The sequence below is a fragment of the Cereibacter sediminicola genome, from assembly GCF_007668225.1.
Lineage (GTDB): Bacteria > Pseudomonadota > Alphaproteobacteria > Rhodobacterales > Rhodobacteraceae > Cereibacter_A > Cereibacter_A azotoformans.
Genome location: NZ_VDEK01000001.1, coordinates 167,698 through 186,838, shown reverse-complemented (window position 1 = coordinate 186,838; position 19,141 = coordinate 167,698). Strand labels below are relative to the sequence as shown.

Below are 19,141 nucleotides of genomic sequence, written 5' to 3'. Positions count from 1 at the left end.
AGGGCGCCCGGCTTCAAGGGTGGTCCGGTTGTCTCAGCGGCCCCAGTGACGCACCGGGCCACAATCCATGTGAACGAAATCCGACCGCGAGTAGCGGCCGACACCGCCCGAGGCGCAGGCCTCCGCCGCCTTGGCCATCTGGCCCACCGAGCGCGACTTGAGCCGCAGATCGGCCGCCTGTCCGCGCAGGTGCAGCGAGTTGCGGGCCACGCCGCTCGACTGCGAGCGGAGCATCGCGTTGGTCTTGGGCGAACGGTAGCCCGAGAGCAGCATGTAAGGCTCGGACACATCCATCAGCCGGTGCGAGGCGGCCATGATATCCACCGCCCGCGGATCGATGCGCGTGACGTCATTCGTCCGCCAGTCGCGCATGAAGTGGTTGATTTCCTTGAGAGCCTCGGGGATGTACTCCCCCTCGATCCAGTAGATCGTATCCATCGACTCGCCGGTGCGTCCCGAATACATGCGGATCCGCCGCACGTCGCCCGCACCGCGCAGGAAGCCGAAGGCATGCGAATAGGTGGGGGCTGCAACCACAGCAGAGGCGGCAAACGCACCAAGAAGGCCTCGCCGCGTGATGAGCGTGTTCGTCAGTGTCATGTGAGCGCCTGTCCCGTCGCCTGGTCTTTTGACCGCCTGTTCCGGCAGCTTTGTTTGCTACTCGTCCCCAAGTGCTTACCTCCTATGCCATATGGTTCCCTGCAACAGAAGTGCCGGATTGGCCGCACCGGCGCAGTTGACCGCCAATAGGCAAAAAATTGCTGAACGGAAGCGCGCCCATCGGCGGGTTGGGGAAAGTTCGGCGGCGTGACGAAAAAGCGACAATGTCGCAGGGGTGCGCGGCCGTGGATTTACGAAGGCCCGCAAATAGCCGAAGTTGGTAGGAAATGCGCCGACCTTCCCCGCTCGAGGTGTCCATGTCGTCTCCCTATCGTCAAAAGGCCGGATTCGGGCTTGCCCTCTGCCTCGCCGCGTTCCTCGGGACGGGCGTGCTGGCGAATCCATCCGGGGCGGCGCCGGGGCTGAGCCCCTTCACCCGGTCGGTGGCCGAGGCCGCGGGGCGGAGCGACGTGATCTCGGCCTTCTACGTCGGGCGGTCCTATCGCCCGCTCTGGACCGGGCCCGAGGATGCGGAGCGCCGTCAGGCGTTCCTGTCGGCCATGGCGCAGGCCTCGGCCCACGGCCTGCCAGTGCAGCGATACGATGCGGCGGAGCTGGCCGCCCGCTTCCGCGCCGCCCGGACCGAGGCAGACCGGGGCCGCATCGAGGTGGCGATGACGCGGGCGCTTCTGGCCTGGGCCCACGACCTGCGCGGCGGCGCGCTCGCGCCCGGCAAGGTCGATCCGGGCATCAAGCGCGAGGTGCAGCGCCTCGATCCGCGTTCGGTGCTGACGGCCTTCGAGGCGGACCCCCGGCAGTTCCTGAACGGCCTTGCGCCGCGCACGCCCGAGTATGCGCGTCTGATGCGGGCCCGCATGGAGCTGGAGGCCAGGATCGCGGCGGGCGGATGGGGGCCGCAGGTGCCGGCCGAAAAGCTGCGCCCGGGCGCCACGGGTGAGGGCGTTCTGGCGCTGCGCAACCGGCTGATGGCCATGGGCTACCTCGGCCGCAGCACGGTGGCGAGCTATGACGCCTCGATCGAGGCGGCGGTGCGGGCCTTCCAGATCGACCACGGGCTCACGCCCGACGGGGTCGCGGGTGAGGGCACGCTGGCCGCGCTGAACGTGTCGCCCGAAACGCGGCTGCAATCGGTCCTCGTGGCGCTGGAGCGTGAACGCTGGCTGAACATCGACCGGGGCGAGCGGCACATCTGGGTGAACCTCACCGACTTCAGCGCCCGCATCGTCGAGGGCGGCAAGGTGACGTTCGAGACCCGCTCGGTCATCGGCAAGGACAGCCCCGACCAGCGCAGCCCCGAGTTTTCGGACGAGATGGAATATATGGTGATCAACCCCTCGTGGCATGTGCCGCGTTCGATCACCACCAAGGAATATCTGCCGCTGCTGCAGCGCAATCCGAACGCCGCCGCCCATCTGAAGCTGATCGACAGTCGCGGGCAGGTGGTCAACCGCGGCTCGGTCAACTTCAACGCCTACAACGCGCGCAACTTTCCCTATTCGATGCGGCAGCCGCCCTCGGACGGGAACGCGCTGGGGCTGGTCAAGTTCATGTTCCCGAACCCGTGGAACATCTACCTGCACGACACGCCCTCGAAGTCGCTGTTCGACCGCGAGGTGCGGGCCTTTTCGCACGGCTGCATCCGCCTCGCCCGACCCTTCGATTTCGCCTATGCGCTGCTGGCCCCGCAATCCGACGATCCCGAGGGGCTGTTCCAGTCCCATCTGAAGACCGGCAAGGAGACGGTGGTGCGGCTGGAAGAGCCGGTGCCGGTGCATCTGGTCTATTTCACCGCCTGGGCAGGGCCGACCGGACGGATGAGCTATCGGCAGGACATCTACGGTCGCGATGGCGTGATCTTCGAGGCGCTGCGCGCCGCCGGGGTGGTGCCGGGCGCGGTTCAGGGCTAGATCTGGACCGGGGCGGCAGGGGGCCGCCGAAGCCTTCGGAGCCGCGACATGGGCCACACAATCCGCGAGATCGCCGCGGCGCTCGGCGCCGAGGCCGATGGCAACCTCGAGCTTGTCGTGACGCACGCGGCCGAGCCCGCGGCGGCCGGTGGCGATGCGCTCGCGCTGGCGATGGAACCGCGCTACGCCGAGGGTCTGGCGCGGGGCGGGGCGCGGGCGGCGATGCTCTGGCCGGGGGCGGACTGGCGCGAGCTGGGACTGGAGGCGGCCATCTTCGTGCCGCGCGGGCGGCTGGCAATGGCGGGCCTTTCGCGGATCTTCGATCCGGGGCCGCAGATCGCGCCCGGCGTGCATCCGATGGCGCTGGTCGATCCCTCGGCCGAGCTGGGCGAGGGCGCGGCGGTGGGCCCCTTCGTCACCATCGGTGCGGGCGTGCGCATCGGGCCCGGGGCGCGGATCGCAAGCCACGTCTCGATTGCCGAAGGGGCCGAGATCGGGGCGGATGCGCTGATCCTGCAGGGCGCGCGGATCGGCGCGCGCGTGCGGATCGGCGACCGGTTCATCTGCCAGCCGGGCGCGGTGATCGGCGCGGACGGCTTTTCCTTCGTCACGCCCGAGAAATCCGGCGTCGAGGAGATCCGCGAGACGCTGGGCGAGCGCGAGGAGATCCGGCAGCAATCCTGGGTCCGCATCCACTCGCTCGGCTCGGTGCGGATCGGGGACGATGTCGAGGTGGGGGCGAATTCGACCATCGACCGGGGCACGATCCGCGACACGGTGGTGGGCAACGGCACCAAGATCGACAATCTCGTGCAGGTGGGCCACAATGTTCAGGTGGGGCAGGACTGCCTGCTCTGCGGGCAGGTGGGGATCGCGGGCTCGTCCCGGATCGGCAACCGCGTCGTGCTGGGTGGACAGGTCGGCGTCTCGGACAACATCTTCGTGGGTGACGACGTGATCGCCGGCGGCTCGACCAAGATCCGCACCAACGCGCCGGCGGGGCGGGTGATCCTCGGGGATCCGGCCGTGAAGATGGAGACGCAGATCGAGATCCAGAAGGCGATGCGTCGTCTGCCGCGGCTGGCGGCGACGGTGGCAGAGCTTCAGAAAGCTGTTTCAAAGACGGGGCAGAGTGGCTAGATCGCCGTCAGCAGACGGTGCAGGGGGAAGACCATGGCACAGAGCGTTCAGGAAAAGGTCATTGCGATCATCGCGGAGCAGGCGGTTCTCGAACCGTCGGATGTGAAGATGGATGCGACGCTCGAAGAGCTTGGCATCGACAGCCTGGGCCTCGTGGAATCGATCTTCGCCATCGAGGAAGCCTTCGACATCTCGGTGCCCTTCAACGCCAACGACCCGCAGGCCAGCAGCTTCGACATCTCGTCGGTGGCGGCCATCGTGGCGGCGGTCGAAGGGCTGGTGGCCCAGCAGGCCGCCTGACGGACGACGGACGCCGCATGAAACGAGTGGTCATTACGGGCGCCGGCACGATCAACGCGCTGGCGCACGATGTTGCAGGCACGATCGCAGCCTTCCGCGAGGGCCGGTGCGGGATCACCGATCTCGACATCCGCGACAAGGAGCGGCTCTCGATCCAGATCGGCGGGCAGGTCCACAACTGGGACCCCGAGACGCATTTCAACCGCCAGCAGATCGTCCTCTACGACAAGTTCACCCAGTTCACGCTGCTGGCGGCCCGCGAGGCGGTGGCGCAGTCGGGGCTGACCTTTGCCGGCAGCCTGGGGCTCGAGGCCGGGGTGATCCTGGGGACCGCGGGCGGCGGGGTGAACACCTGGGACGAGAATTACCGCGTGGTCTATGAAGAGGGGAAGAACCGCGTCCATCCGTTCGTCGTGCCCAAGCTGATGAACAACGCGGCCGCCTCGCATGTCTCTATGGAGTTTCAGCTCCGCGGGCCGTCCTTCACCGTGGCAACCGCCTGCGCCAGTTCGAACCACGCGATGGGGCAGGCCTTCAACATGGTGCGCTCGGGCATGAGCCGGGTGATGCTGACCGGCGGATCCGAGGCCATGCTCTGCTTCGGCGGGATCAAGGCGTGGGAGGGGCTGCGCGTCATGTCGAAGGACGCCTGCCGGCCCTTCTCGCTGAACCGCAACGGGATGGTGCAGGGCGAGGGCGCGGCGATCTTCGTCTTCGAGGAATACGAGCATGCGCGTGCGCGCGGCGCGGATATCCTGGCCGAGGTGATCGGCTTCGCCATGACCTCGGACGCGTCCGACATCGTGATGCCCTCGAAGCTGGGGGCGGCGCGCGCCATCGAGGGGGCGCTGCGCGATGCGAAGCTCAATCCCGAGGCGGTGGGCTACATCAACGCCCACGGCACCGGCACCGCGGCCAACGACAAGACCGAATGCGCGGCGGTGGCGGATGTGTTCGGCCATCACGCCGACCGGCTGATGATCTCCTCCACCAAGTCGATGCACGGCCATCTGATCGGCGGAACGGGCGCGGTGGAACTGCTGGCCTGCATCCTTGCGCTGCGCGAGGGGGTGATCGCGCCGACGATCGGCTATGAGGAGCCCGACCCGGAATGTGCGCTGGATGTCGTGCCGAACGTGGCGCGCGAGGCGCGGGTGGAAGTGGTGCTCTCGAACGCCTTTGCCTTTGGCGGGCTGAACGCGGTCCTCGCGCTGCGCCGCGTCTGACCTCGGGCCGGGGGCTCGGCAGAGGCGTCGCCCGATGCAAGGCGCCGCTCCCTTGCGGAAGCGGCGCCGGCCGTCAGTCTTGACCGGATCAGTTGCCCGCGGGCGTCTGCGTCGCGTCGGCCTTTTCGTTCGCGCTCTTCACCGCCTCATAGGCGGCGGTGAAGCCCTTGAGCGAGATGCTCAGCGCGACCTTCTGGTCGGGGGCGACGGCTGGGACGATGGTCACCACGCCCTTGTTGCCCTTCTTGAAGGCCTCCACCTCGGCCTGGGTGAAGCCCACGCGCGCAAAGCAGCCCACGCGGTTGCACCAGGAGAAGGGATAGACCTTGGGCTTGGCCGCATCGACGCCCAGGGCCAGGTTCGCCGTGAGCAGCGTCTCGAGCGGCGCCACGATGGTCGCGCCAGCCGCGGCCTGCTGGCCCGCCGGCAGGGCGAACATGCTGACCTCGGCGACCGAGTTGCCCTCGGCATCCTTCAGAAGCTGATACATCTGGCAGGGATCGGCCCCGTCCTCGGTGCGGACGCAGCGCTGCTGCCAGTCGCCGTGCGTTTCGGCGACATAGGTGGAGCCGATCCCGTCGGACGGCTCTTCCTCTCCCATCGACAGAGCCTGCGGAGCGGCGGCCCCCTCGGCCGGAGCTTGCGCGGCCGGGGCTTCGGCGGCCGGAGCCGCGGGCGTCTCCTGCGCCCAGGCCGCCGGGGCGAGGGCGAGGCCGAGGGCCATGACGCAAAGGGTTTTCAGTTGATTGCTCGACATGCGCGATCCTGTCCTCACATGATGTCGGGCGGGCTGTAGCATGCCGACCCGCCGAAGTCAGGTGCCAAATGCGCGATCCGCCGCAGGCGGCGGCCGGTCGCACATGGCCGGGGATGGGTCCGTGACGCCCGACGCGCCGGATGGCCGATCGGGCTGCGGCGCAAGGAGCGAAAGCGAAAAGGGCCGGCAGTCCGGCCCTTCCCTACGTCAATTTTGCTCCCTGTCGGACTGGCCGACTTCAACTGAAGGGGACGCTAAGGGCTAAATCAAGGCCCGTCAACAGCGAATCGCCCGCGCCCCGGCTGCCGAAAAGTCAGGAAAAACCGCGCCTTCGGATGAAGGCGCGGCCAGTCCAGTTCCGGGAGGAAGGCACACCGGCGGCGAGGATCACCCCCGGCACCACCCAGACTCGCACGGATGGTTTAAGGATGTATTGTCTCGGCGGGCGCCTCCGGCGGATCCGGGGGCGGGCGCGGCGCGGTTCCCGCACCCGTCCGCCGACGCTCATCGCCCGGGCTGCGGCGAAGATCCCGGCGCACCGTGGTCAGGGCCGGGACCGGCAGGCGGCACGGCGGTAGGGGGCCGTGCCAAGGGTCTAGAGGACGGGCGCTCCGGTGGCGGGTGCGGGTTGCAGGCCGCCGGGCCGGAAGAAGCCCGAGGCATGGGCCAGGCCCGCCGCAGCACCTCCGGCAAGCGGGGCCGCGATGAAGACCCAGAGGTCGGCGAGTGCCTTGCCGCCCACGAAGACTGCCGGCCCGATCGAGCGGGCGGGGTTGACCGAGACGCCGGTGACGTTGATCCCGACCAGATGGATCCCGGCCAGGGTCAGGCCGATAGCCAGGCCCGCAAGCGCCGTGGAGGCCGCCGAGACATGCGAGGCCGTGGCCGCCAGGATCACGCAGACGAAGATGAAGGTGGCCACCAGCTCGAAGATCAGGGCAGCCCCCAGCGAATATTCCCCCAGGTAGCCCGCCCCGTAGCCGTTCTGGCCGAGCCCGTTCGTGGCCAGCGAATAATCCGCCTTGCCGGAGGCCACGAGGAAGACGACGAGCGCGCCGAGGGTGGCGCCCGCCACCTGCGCCACGACATAGCCGCCGAACTCGGCCATCGGCATCCGGCCGGCCATCAGGAAGCCGAGCGAGACGGCGGGGTTGAGATGGGCGCCCGAGATCGCGCCGAGCGAATAGGCGGCCGCCACGATGGCGAGACCGAAGGCGAACGAAATGCCGAGCATTCCGATCTGATCTCCCATCAGCACGGCCGCTCCGCAGCCGAAGAAGACAAGAATGAATGTGCCGAGCATCTCAGCGAGGAGTTTCTTGGTCATGGATCATCCCTGTATCTGTGAATGAATGGGCAGTGTCGGGTCTTGGATTGAAAAGGCAGTGTCGGGTCTACGACCCGGAATGACGGCGCGGGCGTTCCTGGGGGCCGTATGGGCTGGCTCCGCCGCTCGCGACGGCCTATATGAACATGGAACGTCGCTTTCATGATCGGAAAACTTGTGCGCGACCTGAAGATTCCCGACCAGCGCCACCCGGAAAAGGCGCACCGCCCGGACAATGACCAGCCCAGGAAGCCCTCCTGGATCCGCGTCAAGGCTCCGACGTCCGAGGGCTACAAGGAAACGCGGGACATCATCCGCGGCCAGAAGCTCGCGACCGTCTGCGAAGAGGCGGGCTGCCCCAATGTCGGCGAATGCTGGGGGCAGGGTCACGCGACCATGATGATCATGGGCGAGATCTGCACGCGCGGCTGCACCTTCTGCAACGTGGCCACCGGCAAGCCGCAGGCGCTCGACGCGTTCGAGCCGGGCCGCGTCGCCCATGCCGTCAGCCAGCTCGGCCTCAAGCATGTCGTGGTCACGAGCGTGGATCGCGACGATCTGGAGGACGGCGGGGCCGAGCATTTCGCCCAGACGATCCGCGCGATCCGTCACCGGGCGCAGGGCACCACGATCGAGGTGCTGGTGCCGGATTTCCTGAAATGCGGGCCCGAGGCGCTCGAGACCGTGGTGGCGGCGCGTCCCGACGTGTTCAACCACAATCTCGAGACGGTGCCGGGCCTCTATCCCGAGGTGCGGCCGGGCGCGCGCTACTTCCACTCGCTGCGGCTGCTTCAGCGGGCCAAGGAGCTGGATCCGCAGATCTTCACCAAGTCGGGGATCATGGTGGGCCTTGGCGAGGATCGGCAGGGCGTGATGCAGGTGATGGACGACATGCGCGCCGCCGGCGTCGATTTCCTGACCATCGGCCAGTATCTGCAGCCCACGCCCAAGCACCACCGGGTTGACCGCTTCGTGACGCCCGAGGAATTCGCGAGCTACGAAAAGGCCGCCTACGGCAAGGGCTTCCTGATGGTGTCGGCCACGCCGCTCACCCGGTCGTCCTACCATGCCGGCGAGGATTTCGCCCGCTTGCGCGCCGCAAGGCTGGAGCGTCTGGGCGCCTGACCGCGATCGGGAGGCGGCGTCGGCCGCCTCCTTCTCACTCGATCCCCGGCACCTTCTTCAGATAGGCCGCGATGGCGCGGCGGTCCTCGTCGGGCAGCTGGCCCGTGTTGCGCACCACATCCGCCATCTGCCCACCCGCGGAATCATACTCCGGGGTGAAGCCCGAACTCAGATACTCCGCGATGTCGCCCTCGGACCAGTCGAGCTTGGCGGGGGTGATGTTCGGGATCGTCCCGCGCCCCTCGGGGTTCGGCCCGCCCGCCAGCCAGCGGCCGGTGTCGCGCAGGCCGAGCGCGTTGCGCGCCGTATGACACTCGCCGCAGTGGCCGAGACCCTCGACCAGATACCGCCCGCGCTCTTCCGCCGGCGAGAGATCGCCCTCGACGATCCATGACGGGCCGCCCGCCAGCAGCTTCCAGCCGCCGAGGAGCATGCGCTGGTTGTAGGGAAAGCCCAGCTCGTGCGGCTCGTTCGGGCGATCCGATGGGGGCAGGGTGTCGAGAAAGGCCTTGAGGTCGGCCACGTCCTGGGGAGCCGCATGGGCGTAGGAGGTGTAGGGGAAGGAGGGGTAGTAGTGCTGCCCCTCGGGCGAGGTGCCGTGGCGCAGGGCCGAGTCCAGATCCTCGACCGACCAGGCGCCGATCCCGTGGGTGGGATCGGGAGAGATGTTGGGCGCGACGAAGGTGCCGAAGTCCGTGGTCAGCCGCAGGCCGCCCGACAGCACGAGGCGCGCCTCGCCGCGGGCGTCGCGCGCGGCATGGCACGAGGCGCATCCCCCGGCCCAGAAGACCCGCTCGCCCCGGTCGGCATCGCCGATCAGGCCCGCAAGCGTCCGGGGGTCGCTCTTGACCGGCCGGGTGAACCACAGGCCGGCCGCCCCCGCGATCAGGACGAGCGCGAGGCCGACCGTCAGGATGCGCCGCATGCCTCAGTCCTTCTGGCGGTAGGTCTCGTGGCAGCTTCCGCAGCCCGCGCCCACATCCCGCATGGCGGCCTGAAGCGCCGCAAGATCGGTGCCCGCTGCGGCCTGCATCGTGGCGGCGGCCTCCTGCATCCCGTTGAGCTTGGTCACGAAGTCGTCCGGCTGTTCCCAGATGGCCGGAAGGGCCTCGCTGCCCTCCGCCTCGCCCGCGCCGGAGCCCTGCGGGAAAAGCTCGGGCGAGATCACCGAGGCCAGCGCGGCAAGGTTCGCCGCGGCCTTGCCCGCAACCGCCTCGTCATAGGGCACCTCTTCCTTGGCCATGCCGCCCAGCTTTCCAAGCTCGTGGGCCATCAGCGTCATGAGCCCTTGCCGCCCTTCCATCATCCGCTCGATCTGGCGGGCATCCTGGGCGACGGCGGGAAAGGCTGCGAGAGAGAAGGTCAGGGCGAAAGCTGGCATGGGTCGCATCGAACGGCCTCCTGGCTATGTACTGAGGAAGAAGAGGCTAGCTCGCGTCCGCGGATTGGCCTACGGGGATTTTCAACTTTTCCGTGAGGTGGCGGGTTTTTCGCCGGCGGATCGGGCCGGTCGGCATGACGTGGAGCCAGCGCCAGTGCCCGGATCAGGGCCGGCCGGCGCGGCCGAAGCCGTCCACCGTCAGCGCCTCGGGCCATCCCGCCACGCGCTCGACCGCCACCAGCGCAAGCGAGGCGCCAACCACCGCAAGCACCAGCAGCACCCGCCGCCGCGACGGCGGATGCCGGGCCCACCGCGCCATCCGCAGCAGCCAGAGCGGACTCATGCCTCTTCCAGAAACCGGACCTTGCCGATGAAGGGCAGGTTGCGGTTGCGCTGGGCGTAGTCGATCCCGTAGCCCACCACGAACTCGTCGGGGATCTCGAACCCGGTCCAGGTGGCGCGGATGTCCACCTCGCGCCGCGAGGGCTTGTCGAGCAGGGCGCAGACCTCGAGCCGCTTGGGCTCGCGCGAGCGCAGCAGCCGCACCACATGGCTGAGGGTAAAGCCCGTGTCCACGATGTCCTCGACCACCAGAACGTCCCGTCCCGCGATCTCGCCGCGCAGATCCTTGAGGATGCGCACCTCGCGGCTCGAGGTCATCGCGTCGCCGTAGGAGGAGGCCTCGAGGAAATCCACTTCGACCGGCAGATGGATCTCGCGCACCAGATCGGCGATGAAGACGAACGACCCGCGCAGAAGGCCCACGACCACGAGCTTCTCGGTATCGGCAAAATGCTCGGTGATCTGGCGCGCCAGAACCTCGACCCGTGCCGCGATCTGTTTGGGAGAGATCATCTGGTCTATGACATAAGGTCTCGTCGGCATGGCGCCCTCTTGCATCCTGCCGCCCCTTTATCCAGAAACGACGCCCAAGTCACGCCCGACCGGGGCCGTTGCCCGAGGACCGAACGCCGCGATGCCGACCCACTCCGAGAGCCGCCCGCTTCCCTGGACCGCCGGGGAAATGTATGACCTCGTCGCGGACGTGGAGCGTTATCCGCAGTTCCTGCCGTGGAATTCCGCGGCCCGCATCCGCTCGCGCAAGCCCATCCAGGGCGGTGAGCTGATGGAGGCGGATCTGGTGATCTCGTTCAAGGTGTTCCGCGAACGGTTCGGCAGCCGCGTGAAGCTGTTCCCCGAGGCCAGGCGCATCGAGACCGAGTATCTCGATGGGCCCTTCAAGTACATGCGCTCCTCCTGGAACTTCCGCGACCGCCCCGAAGGCGGCTGCGAGGTCGATTTCTTCGTCGATTTCGAGTTCCGCAACGCGATCCTTCAGGGGATCATCGGCGTCGTCTTCAACGAGGCGATGCACCGCATCGTCCGGGCCTTCGAAAAGCGCGCCCAGACGCTCTACGGCCCGCGCTGACCCTGCGGGCCGGTGACGATGGGCACGGGTGGGGTCCGCGCCCGCAAGATCGGTCGAGTTTGCCGCAAATCCGCGAGTGCGGCCGTCAGGCGGGCCCACGTCCCGCGGTGCCCGGATGGTGCGGGATCACCGGCCCCTGACCTTCGGAATGTCGTGACTCGGCAGCGGGTTGATGCCTTGGACCTGTCGCCGGCCGGACCGCCACCCCCGGATGTCCCGCGCGCCACCGCCTGCCCCTTGCGCGTGTATCGGCGGTGGCGGGCCCCCTCCGAATGCTTCTTCAGGAACAAACCTGAGGAGCGTTAGCTCCACGCTAAGGTTTGTGCGGCATTCCAAGGGACAGGTTCCGATGGCTGGGCACATCCGGCAAGACGGACCTGCTCGCCGTACGCCGCCGGTTCATGCCACTCCGACGAAACAGGCGCGAGCGTCGGATAGAATGCACTGCCGTGGCGCACCCGATGCCTCGCTCATGCAGGCATCTTATTCGATTGGCTGATGTCATGAAAGCATGGTTGCCAGAACCAGACGCCGCCGGGGCCGGGCGGAAGGTTCTGACGTGGGTGGCGCCCGAGCCGTCGGGCCGCACGCAGGCGCCCACACCCTGCTTCTTCGCTGTCAGCCCCACCGTCTTTCGGCGCAGATGCCGAAACCGGCGCCGCGGCCTGAACAGACAGGACCCTTTTCGATGAGATTCACTATCAAACTCAGGCTCATCATTGCCTTCAGCCTCGTCCTCACCCTGAGCGGCGTGGCGACGGGCATTGCCATCACGAGCCTCGACAAGCTGAACGATCGGCTGACCTCGCTGATCGACATCGACGTGAACAAGGTGCTGCTGGCCCAGCAGCTGAACGAGGAGCAACTGGCCGTCAAGGGCTACAACAGTGACCTCATCCTCGCTGGTTCCGCGGCCGAGCGAAAGGATTTCGTCGAGAGGATGGAAGCAGCCCGTCAGGATCAGCAACGCGCGTTCGAGGCTCTTTCGGCTCTCGTTCAGTCAAGCGAACGCGGATCCATCCTGACCGAGTACCGGACCCTCTGGGACGAGGTGAATGTCGTGAACGCCAGGGTCGTGGAGCTGGCCTTGGCCGGCGACACGCAAGGCGCGCAGCGGCTCATTTCGGACAAGGAGCAGATGGCCCGCCAGCAGCGGCGCATCGATCTGATCGACGACCTGCGCGCCCGGCTGATGACCGACCTCGACCAGGCCAAAAGCGATACGGACGTGCTCTATTCCTCTTCCGCGCGCAACCTGATGATCATCGTGGTGGTCTCGGGCCTTGTCGGCATTGCAGCCGCGGGCTGGATCGTGCTCACCATCACCCGCGGCCTCGCCAAGGCGATCGGCGCCACGCGGAGGGTTGCAGAGGGCGATCTGTCCACCACGGTGGAAGCAAGCGGGCGGGATGAACTGACCGACCTGCTGAGCGCCTCGAACACCATGGTGCTGAAGCTGCGCGAGATCGTAGGCAATGTCAGCGGCGCCACGCGCGAGGTCGCCTCGGGAAGTGCCGAAATGGCGGCAACGTCCGAACAACTCAGCCAGAGCGCCAACGAACAGGCCTCGGCCACGACAGAGGCGTCGGCCTCGGTCGAGCAGATGACCGCCAACATCAAGCAGACCGCGGACAATGCCGCCCAGACCGAGGTGCTTGCGGACAAGTCGGCCGCTGACGCCCGCGAAAGCGGCCGGGCCGTGGCCGAGGCCGTCGAGGCCATGCAGACCATCGCCGAGAAGATCATGGTCGTGCAGGAGATCGCGCGCCAGACCGACCTGCTGGCCCTGAACGCGGCCGTCGAGGCGGCCCGGGCGGGTGAGCACGGCCGCGGCTTTGCCGTTGTCGCCTCCGAGGTGCGCAAGCTGGCCGAGCGCAGCCAGACCGCGGCTTCGGAGATCTCGACCCTCTCGACCGGCACGATGCGGACGGCCAATGTCGCCGGTGAGATGCTGGAGCGTCTGGTGCCCGACATCGAGCGGACGGCGCGTCTCGTCAGCGACATTTCCGTGGCCTCGCGCGAACTCTCTACGGGCGCGCAACAGGTGGCCGCGGCGATCGAGCAACTCGACAAGGTCACCCAGCAGAACACGTCGGCGGCCGAGCAGCTCTCGACCAGCGCCGTGGAGCTTTCGGGCCAGGCGGAACATCTCGACGGGTCGATCTCCTACTTCCGCATGGACGGAACCGCAGCCGCGCCGAAAAGAGCCCCGAGGCCACAGGTGATCGCACCCCGGGCAAAGCCGACCGCTGCGGCGCCCCGCAAATCCGGTGGATTCGAACTCGACATGTCGATGGGCGAAGATTCGCTCGACGCGGGCTTCTCGCGGCACAATGCGGCCTGACGCCCGGCACCTTCCCCGGCTGTGTCCGGGGAAGGTCCGCCCCAGCCCGGCATGTGGCGCCGCTAATGCGTGTCCGGCAGGGACGCAGGCATCCGCATCTTACGCCGCGACGGGACGTCCCCACAGGTCGTACTCGCCCGCTTCCTCGACCTCCACCGTCAGCAGATCACCCGGAGCCAGCGCCTCGAACCCCTCGTCGATGAAGAGATTGCCATCGATCTCCGGCGCATCGGCTTTGGTGCGGCAGGTCGCGCCCTCGCCATCCACCTCGTCCACAATCACCTCAAGCCGTTGTCCGACCCTGGCTGCAAGCTTCGCCTCCGAGATGGCTTGGGCCTTCTGCATGAACCGATCCCAGCGTTCCTGCTTGAGTTCGGGCGCGACATGATCGGGCAGGGCATTGGAACGCGCCCCCGCGACATTCTCATATTGAAAGCAACCCACGCGATCGAGCTGCGCCTCGTCGAGCCAGTCGAGCAGCGTCTGGAACTCCTCCTCGGTCTCGCCCGGATAGCCCACGATGAAGGTCGAGCGCAGCGTGATGTCCGGACAATCGCGCCGCCAGGCCGCGATCTCGTCGAGCGTCCGCGCTGCGGCGGCCGGACGGGCCATGCGCTTGAGCACCTCCGGGTGCGCGTGCTGGAAGGGAATGTCGAGATAGGGCAGGATCAAGCCCTCGGCCATCAGCGGGATCAGCTCTCGCACATGGGGGTAGGGATAAACATAGTGAAGCCGCACCCAGGCGCCGAGCTGCCCCAGCTCGCGCGCGAGCGGCAGGATCGGAAAACGCACCGGGCCCTTCCAGTCGGTGCCATAGGCGCTCGTGTCCTGGCTGATCACCAGAAGCTCGCGCACCCCGGCCTCCACCAGCTTTTCGGCCTCGCGCAGCACCGCCCGCTCGGGCCGGCTCACAAGCTTGCCGCGCATGTCGGGAATGATGCAGAAGCGGCAGCTGTGATTGCAGCCCTCCGAAATCTTCAGATAGCTGAAATGGCGGGGCGTCAGCCGCACGCCCGTCGCCGGCAGGAGATCCACGAACGGGTCCGGCGAGGGGGGCACCGCGCCATGCACCGCATCCAGAACCTGCTCATATTGATGCGGACCGGTCACAGCCAGAACCTTGGGATGCGCGCCCGTGATGTAATCGGGCTCGGCGCCGAGGCAGCCGGTGACGATCACCCGACCATTCTCGCGCAACGCCTCGCCAATCGCCTCGAGACTTTCCGCCTTGGCGCTGTCGAGAAAGCCGCAGGTATTCACGATCACCGCATCCGCCCCCGCATAATCGGGCGAGATCGCGTAGCCTTCCGCGCGCAGCCGCGTCAGGATCCGCTCGCTGTCCACCAGCGCCTTGGGGCAGCCGAGCGAGACCATGCCAATGGTCGGCTGTCCCTCGCGGCGGGGGCTGTCGATCACCAGACGGGGCGCGAGGTCGGGGCGGAGGTTGGGCGGGTTCTGGGCCATCGCGCCCATATAGCGTGGGGTCTGCGTGCGCGGAAGGCCCCGCCTTCTTCATTCTCGTCCAAATATCCTCGGGGGGTGCGGGGGGCAGACAGCCCCCCGCGGCGCTGGCCCGTCAGTCCGCGACCTGCGCCAGCCGCGCGAAGAGATCGGCGATCCCGGCCATGTCCACATTGGCAAAGGCGATGCGAAGCTCGCGTCCTCCCTCTTCGGCGCCCTCGGGCCGGAACATCGTTCCGGGCAGCATGAGCACGCCCGCCTCGCGCACCAGCCGCTGGGCAAGCCGATCGGACGCCTCGGCGAAGGGATGCGTCACATAGGCGAAATAGGCGCCACACCCGAGAAGGGTCCAGCCCGGCAGCGCCGCAAAGCCGCCCACCATCGACGTCCGTCGTGCGAGGATCTCGTCCCGCTCGCCCGCGACCCAGTGCGCCAGGTTGCGCATCCCCCAGAGCGCGCCGATCTGGCCGAGCTGGCTCGGACAGATCGCCACCGTATCGAGGAACTTTTCGACCTGTGCGAGACGCGCGGCCGAGGCCACCACGGCGCCGACACGATGCCCTGTCAGCCGATAGGCCTTGGAGAAGGAATAGAGATGCACCAGCACGCCCTCCCATTCGGGATCGGCAAAGAGCGGGTGTGGCGCGCCGGTGCGGCTGTCGAAGTCGCGGTAGGTCTCGTCGAGGATCAGGGCCAGGCCGCGTGTGCGCGCCAGATCCCGGAAGGCCGCAAGCGTTGCGGCCGGATATTCCACGCCGCCGGGGTTGTTGGGCGTGACGAGCACGATGGCGCGGGTCCGCGGTGTGACAAGCGTCGCCGCGCGCTCGGCGTCGGGCAGCAGCGTCGGCCCGGTCGGCAGCGGCACCGCCGTCACGCCCTGCATGTCGAGCCACATCTTGTGATTGAAATACCACGGCGTCGGCAGGATCACCTCGTCACCGGCCGCCGCCAGCGTCGCCATGATCGCGCAGAAGGCCTGGTTGCAGCCCTGCGTGATGGCCACCTGGGCCGCCTCGATCCGCCCGCCGTAGGCACGCGACCACTGCGACGCGACCTCCTCGCGCAGGGCCGGCATCCCGAGCACCGGACCATAGAGATGGGCCTGCGGATCGCTCAGCGCCGCATGGGCCAGCGCCTCGCGCAGGCCGAGCGGCGGAGGCTCGACCGGCGCGGCTTGGCTCAGATTGAGAAGCGGGCGATTCGCCGGAAAGCTCAGCCCCTGGATCCAGCGCCGCGCCTCCATCACCGGGGGCGGGAAGGTCGCGGCCATCGCGGGATTGAGCGGCAGGGTCATCGGAGCCTCCGGCGGCAGGTGAGGGCGTCAGTCGCGCCCGCGGTAGGGCTCCACATATTGAAGCGCCATGTCCCAGGGGAAGAAGATCCAGGTGTCCTGGCTCACCTCGGTGATGTAGGTGTCCACCATCGGCCGGCCCGAGGGCTTGGCATAGACCGTGGCGAAATGGGCGCGGGGGTAGAGCGTGCGCACCAGTTCGAGCGTCTTTCCCGAATCGACAAGGTCATCGACGATCAGGATGCCGTGGCCATCGCCCATCAGCTCGGCCTGCGGGGCCTTGATGACCTTGGGCGGCTGCTGTTCCTGCCAGTTGTAACTTTTCACGCTGATCGTATCGACGGTGCGGATGTCGAGTTCGCGGCTGACGATCATGGCAGGTACGAGGCCGCCGCGGGTGATGCCCACGACGGCGCGCCAGGCGCCATTGTCGGGCCCCTGGCCGTCGAGCCGCCAGGCCAGCGCCCGGCCATCGCGGTGGATCTGGTCCCAGCTGACGTGGAATCCCTTCTCGTGGGGAAGGCGCTCTTTCATACGGATCTCCTAGAACGCGGCGAGCTTCACGCCAAGCAGAGCCAGCAGGCCGCCGAAGCTGCGGTCGATGACGGATTTGAGGCTGATATATCCGCTGCGCGCCCGTTCAAAGGAGAAAACGCGCGCCACGAACAGGTTCCACAGGAACTCGTTCAGGAACACCGCGACAAGCAGCAGCCCCACCGCCCAGAGCGCGGCATCCGGTGGAACCGTGCCGATGAAGATGGCCGAGAAGAAGACCGCCGGCTTGGGATTGGACAGCTGGGTGAACAGGCCCAGCCGGAAGGCCGAGGCCATGCTTCGGGGCGGTCGGCCGCCGAGGTCGGTATCGAACGGCCGGTCCGCCTCGCGCCACATGATGCAGGCCATGCGGATCAGGTAGATGGCGCCCGCGATCTTCAGCCCCCAGAGGATCGAGGGCGCGATCTGGAACAGCAGGGCCAGCCCGAAGAGCGCCGCCGACGCCCAGGTGACGGCCCCGGCCGCCAGCCCGAGCGAGAGGACCGCGCCCGTGCGCAGCCCCTCGGTCATGCCGGTGCGCGCGGACATGAGGACTGCCGGGCCGGGACTGATCGCCGCCATCAGATGCAGCAGCCAGGCTGCCACGAAGGCGGCGAGGGTCACCTCAGTGGTCCTTGCGGCCGGTCACGGCGTCGATGTCGGGCGCGTCCACGGCCTTCATGCCGACGACATGGTAGCCGGCATCCACATGCAGCACCTCGCCCGTGGTGCCCGAGCCGAGGTCGGACAGCAGGTAGAGCGCGGCCTTGCCCACCTCTTCCTGCGTCACGTTCCGGCGCAGCGGCGAGTTCAGCTCGTTCCACTTCATGATGTAGCGGAAGTCGCCGATCCCGCTTGCAGCGAGCGTCTTGATCGGGCCGGCCGAGATCGCGTTGACGCGGATGCCGTCCTTGCCCAGATCCTCGGCGATATATTGCACCGAGGTCTCGAGCGCGGCCTTGGCGATGCCCATGACGTTGTAGTGCGGCATCACCTTCTCGGCGCCGTAGTAGGTCAGGGTGAGCAGGCTGCCCCCGTTGGGCATCATGGCGCAGGCGCGCTGGCAGACGGCGGTGAAGGAATAGACCGAGATGTCCATCGTCATGCGGAAGTTCGCCGGCGACGTGTCCACATAGCGGCCGCGCAGCTCGGTCTTGTCCGAGAAGCCGATGGCGTGGACGACGAAGTCCAGCGTGCCCCAGATCTCTTTCAGATGGGCAAAGAGCCGGTCGAGCGAGCCTTCGTCCGACACGTCGCATTCCACCAGTTCGGTCGCGCCGATCGAGGCGGCGAGGGGCTCGACCCGCTTCTTCAGCGCGTCGCCCTGATAGGAAAAGGCCATCTCGGCGCCCTGCTCGGCGCAGCATTTCGCGATGCCCCAGGCAATGGACTTGTCGTTTGCGAGCCCCATGATGAGACCGCGCTTGCCAGCCAGCAGTCCGTTCGCCATCGGCTTTCCCTCGTCATGTTCTGAGTGGTTTGCGCGAGGTGTAGGCCATCGCAGGGAATCCATCAAGTGCGGCAGGATGAGGCGGATATTGCCGGAGGCGGTCTGCCGCACTAGGGTCGTCCGGCTCAGAAGGGGAAGATCATGGACAGGACGGGCATCTTCGCGGGGGAGGATCCCTTCGCCATCGCCAGAAGCTGGCTGGCCGAGGCCGAGCCGCAGGAGCCGAACGACCCTAACGCCATCGCGCTGGCCACCGTGGATGCGTCGGGCCTGCCGAACGTGCGCATGGTGCTGCTGAAGGAGATCGAGCCCGCGGCCTTCGTCTTCTACACCAACTACGGCTCGCAGAAGGCGATCGAGATCGAGGCCACGGGCAAGGCGGCCTTCGTGCTGCACTGGAAGTCGCTGCGCCGGCAGGTGAGGGTCCGCGGGCTCGTCGAACGCGAGGAGGGGCCGCAGGCGGATGCCTACTACCAGTCGCGCTCGCTCAAGAGCCGACTCGGTGCCTGGGCCTCGCAGCAGAGCCAGCCGCTGGCCTCGCGCGCGAGCCTCATGGCCGAGGTCGCCCGCGTCACGGCGCGCCACGGAACAAACCCGCCGCGGCCGGCGTTCTGGGGTGGTTTCAGGATCAAGCCACTGGAGATCGAGTTCTGGGCCGACGGGTCCTTCCGCCTGCACGACCGGTTTCGCTGGCGCCGCGAGCACGTTTCGGACAGCTGGACGATCGAGCGTCTGCACCCTTGAATTTCACGCTTCGTGAATGAAAGGTTCGGCTGCGAGTGATGATTTGCTCTTGAATCCGCCGGAGGATTGACGGCACAAGTTTCAATCTACGGGCTCATCTGGGG

The 19,141-nt window shown here is 67.7% G+C and carries 20 protein-coding genes; 8 read left to right on the top strand and 12 right to left on the bottom strand.

The window, feature by feature from the left end:
• Positions 1-33: 33 nt before the first annotated feature.
• On the bottom strand, positions 34-600 hold the full coding sequence (gene mepK / locus FG154_RS00870; protein WP_145103405.1) for a peptidoglycan L,D-endopeptidase MepK: 567 nt from the start codon (positions 598-600) through the stop codon (positions 34-36).
• 317 nt (positions 601-917) lie between these two features.
• On the opposite strand from mepK, the gene FG154_RS00865 reads away from it, so the two are divergent.
• The 4 genes from FG154_RS00865 to FG154_RS00850 are packed head-to-tail and all read left to right on the top strand — an operon-like array spanning position 918 to position 5,194.
• On the top strand, positions 918-2,528 hold the full coding sequence (locus FG154_RS00865; protein WP_145103402.1) for a L,D-transpeptidase family protein: 1,611 nt from the start codon (positions 918-920) through the stop codon (positions 2,526-2,528).
• A gap of 48 nt (positions 2,529-2,576) precedes the next feature.
• Positions 2,577-3,668 carry a UDP-3-O-(3-hydroxymyristoyl)glucosamine N-acyltransferase gene (locus tag FG154_RS00860; RefSeq protein ID WP_145103399.1) on the top strand — a complete coding sequence of 364 codons (1,092 nt, stop codon included), beginning with the start codon at positions 2,577-2,579 and terminating at the stop codon, positions 3,666-3,668.
• 33 nt (positions 3,669-3,701) lie between these two features.
• Positions 3,702-3,968 (top strand): acyl carrier protein, encoded by a 267-nt coding sequence (locus tag FG154_RS00855; RefSeq protein ID WP_145103395.1) that lies wholly within the window; start codon positions 3,702-3,704, stop codon positions 3,966-3,968.
• 17 nt (positions 3,969-3,985) lie between these two features.
• Positions 3,986-5,194 (top strand): beta-ketoacyl-[acyl-carrier-protein] synthase family protein, encoded by a 1,209-nt coding sequence (locus FG154_RS00850; protein WP_145103392.1) that lies wholly within the window; start codon positions 3,986-3,988, stop codon positions 5,192-5,194.
• Between the two features lie 88 nt (positions 5,195-5,282).
• On the opposite strand, the gene FG154_RS00845 is transcribed toward FG154_RS00850, so the two are convergent.
• A complete protein-coding gene (locus FG154_RS00845; protein ID WP_145103389.1) occupies positions 5,283-5,951 on the bottom strand; it encodes an invasion associated locus B family protein in 669 nt (222 codons plus the stop codon).
• A 595-nt stretch (positions 5,952-6,546) separates the two neighbouring features.
• Positions 6,547-7,278 carry an MIP family channel protein gene (locus FG154_RS00840; protein ID WP_145103386.1) on the bottom strand — a complete coding sequence of 244 codons (732 nt, stop codon included), beginning with the start codon at positions 7,276-7,278 and terminating at the stop codon, positions 6,547-6,549.
• 162 nt (positions 7,279-7,440) lie between these two features.
• On the opposite strand from FG154_RS00840, the gene lipA reads away from it, so the two are divergent.
• Positions 7,441-8,403, top strand: coding sequence for a lipoyl synthase (gene lipA / locus FG154_RS00835; RefSeq protein WP_145103383.1), 963 nt, complete (start codon positions 7,441-7,443; stop codon positions 8,401-8,403).
• A gap of 34 nt (positions 8,404-8,437) precedes the next feature.
• Here the strand turns inward: lipA and FG154_RS00830 are convergent, their stop codons facing one another.
• The 4 genes from FG154_RS00830 to hpt form a co-directional block, all read right to left on the bottom strand.
• The gene (locus FG154_RS00830; RefSeq protein WP_145103380.1) at positions 8,438-9,328 is read right to left on the bottom strand and encodes a cytochrome c; all 891 of its coding nucleotides are present in this window, start codon (positions 9,326-9,328) and stop codon (positions 8,438-8,440) included.
• A 3-nt stretch (positions 9,329-9,331) separates the two neighbouring features.
• Complete coding sequence (locus FG154_RS00825) at positions 9,332-9,793, bottom strand: c-type cytochrome (RefSeq protein WP_145103377.1); 462 nt, start codon at positions 9,791-9,793, stop codon at positions 9,332-9,334.
• Between the two features lie 154 nt (positions 9,794-9,947).
• Positions 9,948-10,127: a hypothetical protein gene (locus FG154_RS00820; RefSeq protein ID WP_145103375.1), complete on the bottom strand. Its 180-nt coding sequence runs from the start codon at positions 10,125-10,127 to the stop codon at positions 9,948-9,950.
• On the bottom strand, positions 10,124-10,669 hold the full coding sequence (gene hpt / locus FG154_RS00815; protein WP_145103372.1) for a hypoxanthine phosphoribosyltransferase: 546 nt from the start codon (positions 10,667-10,669) through the stop codon (positions 10,124-10,126). The genes FG154_RS00820 and hpt overlap by 4 nt, the downstream gene beginning before the upstream one ends.
• Positions 10,670-10,760: 91 nt before the next feature.
• On the opposite strand from hpt, the gene FG154_RS00810 reads away from it, so the two are divergent.
• Positions 10,761-11,213 (top strand): type II toxin-antitoxin system RatA family toxin, encoded by a 453-nt coding sequence (locus FG154_RS00810; RefSeq protein WP_145103369.1) that lies wholly within the window; start codon positions 10,761-10,763, stop codon positions 11,211-11,213.
• Between the two features lie 688 nt (positions 11,214-11,901).
• Positions 11,902-13,557, top strand: a complete 1,656-nt coding sequence (locus FG154_RS00805; protein WP_145103366.1) for a methyl-accepting chemotaxis protein — start codon at positions 11,902-11,904, stop codon at positions 13,555-13,557.
• Between the two features lie 99 nt (positions 13,558-13,656).
• Here the strand turns inward: FG154_RS00805 and rimO are convergent, their stop codons facing one another.
• The 5 genes from rimO to fabI form a co-directional block, all read right to left on the bottom strand.
• Complete coding sequence (rimO, locus tag FG154_RS00800) at positions 13,657-15,030, bottom strand: 30S ribosomal protein S12 methylthiotransferase RimO (RefSeq protein ID WP_145103363.1); 1,374 nt, start codon at positions 15,028-15,030, stop codon at positions 13,657-13,659.
• Between the two features lie 103 nt (positions 15,031-15,133).
• Positions 15,134-16,312 carry an aminotransferase gene (locus tag FG154_RS00795; RefSeq protein WP_145103360.1) on the bottom strand — a complete coding sequence of 393 codons (1,179 nt, stop codon included), beginning with the start codon at positions 16,310-16,312 and terminating at the stop codon, positions 15,134-15,136.
• Between the two features lie 27 nt (positions 16,313-16,339).
• Complete coding sequence (gene gpt, locus FG154_RS00790) at positions 16,340-16,843, bottom strand: xanthine phosphoribosyltransferase (RefSeq protein WP_145103357.1); 504 nt, start codon at positions 16,841-16,843, stop codon at positions 16,340-16,342.
• A gap of 9 nt (positions 16,844-16,852) precedes the next feature.
• Positions 16,853-17,467, bottom strand: a complete 615-nt coding sequence (locus FG154_RS00785) for a LysE family translocator (RefSeq protein WP_145103354.1) — start codon at positions 17,465-17,467, stop codon at positions 16,853-16,855.
• 1 nt (position 17,468) lies between these two features.
• On the bottom strand, positions 17,469-18,293 hold the full coding sequence (gene fabI / locus FG154_RS00780) for an enoyl-ACP reductase FabI (protein WP_011908090.1): 825 nt from the start codon (positions 18,291-18,293) through the stop codon (positions 17,469-17,471).
• A gap of 141 nt (positions 18,294-18,434) precedes the next feature.
• On the opposite strand from fabI, the gene pdxH reads away from it, so the two are divergent.
• Complete coding sequence (gene pdxH, locus FG154_RS00775; protein WP_145103351.1) at positions 18,435-19,037, top strand: pyridoxamine 5'-phosphate oxidase; 603 nt, start codon at positions 18,435-18,437, stop codon at positions 19,035-19,037.
• Positions 19,038-19,141: the final 104 nt, after the last annotated feature.

Bases quoted from the DNA above. Each gene is read 5' to 3' on its own strand.
- mepK (WP_145103405.1), bottom strand. From the start codon at position 600: ATGACACTGACGAACACGCTCATCACGCGGCGAGGCCTTCTTGGTGCG.
- FG154_RS00865 (WP_145103402.1), top strand. From the start codon at position 918: ATGTCGTCTCCCTATCGTCAAAAGGCCGGATTCGGGCTTGCCCTCTGC.
- FG154_RS00860 (WP_145103399.1), top strand. From the start codon at position 2,577: ATGGGCCACACAATCCGCGAGATCGCCGCGGCGCTCGGCGCCGAGGCC.
- FG154_RS00855 (WP_145103395.1), top strand. From the start codon at position 3,702: ATGGCACAGAGCGTTCAGGAAAAGGTCATTGCGATCATCGCGGAGCAG.
- FG154_RS00850 (WP_145103392.1), top strand. From the start codon at position 3,986: ATGAAACGAGTGGTCATTACGGGCGCCGGCACGATCAACGCGCTGGCG.
- FG154_RS00845 (WP_145103389.1), bottom strand. From the start codon at position 5,951: ATGTCGAGCAATCAACTGAAAACCCTTTGCGTCATGGCCCTCGGCCTC.
- FG154_RS00840 (WP_145103386.1), bottom strand. From the start codon at position 7,278: ATGACCAAGAAACTCCTCGCTGAGATGCTCGGCACATTCATTCTTGTC.
- lipA (WP_145103383.1), top strand. From the start codon at position 7,441: ATGATCGGAAAACTTGTGCGCGACCTGAAGATTCCCGACCAGCGCCAC.
- FG154_RS00830 (WP_145103380.1), bottom strand. From the start codon at position 9,328: ATGCGGCGCATCCTGACGGTCGGCCTCGCGCTCGTCCTGATCGCGGGG.
- FG154_RS00825 (WP_145103377.1), bottom strand. From the start codon at position 9,793: ATGCGACCCATGCCAGCTTTCGCCCTGACCTTCTCTCTCGCAGCCTTT.
- FG154_RS00820 (WP_145103375.1), bottom strand. From the start codon at position 10,127: ATGAGTCCGCTCTGGCTGCTGCGGATGGCGCGGTGGGCCCGGCATCCG.
- hpt (WP_145103372.1), bottom strand. From the start codon at position 10,669: ATGCCGACGAGACCTTATGTCATAGACCAGATGATCTCTCCCAAACAG.
- FG154_RS00810 (WP_145103369.1), top strand. From the start codon at position 10,761: ATGCCGACCCACTCCGAGAGCCGCCCGCTTCCCTGGACCGCCGGGGAA.
- FG154_RS00805 (WP_145103366.1), top strand. From the start codon at position 11,902: ATGAGATTCACTATCAAACTCAGGCTCATCATTGCCTTCAGCCTCGTC.
- rimO (WP_145103363.1), bottom strand. From the start codon at position 15,030: ATGGGCGCGATGGCCCAGAACCCGCCCAACCTCCGCCCCGACCTCGCG.
- FG154_RS00795 (WP_145103360.1), bottom strand. From the start codon at position 16,312: ATGACCCTGCCGCTCAATCCCGCGATGGCCGCGACCTTCCCGCCCCCG.
- gpt (WP_145103357.1), bottom strand. From the start codon at position 16,843: ATGAAAGAGCGCCTTCCCCACGAGAAGGGATTCCACGTCAGCTGGGAC.
- fabI (WP_011908090.1), bottom strand. From the start codon at position 18,293: ATGGCGAACGGACTGCTGGCTGGCAAGCGCGGTCTCATCATGGGGCTC.
- pdxH (WP_145103351.1), top strand. From the start codon at position 18,435: ATGGACAGGACGGGCATCTTCGCGGGGGAGGATCCCTTCGCCATCGCC.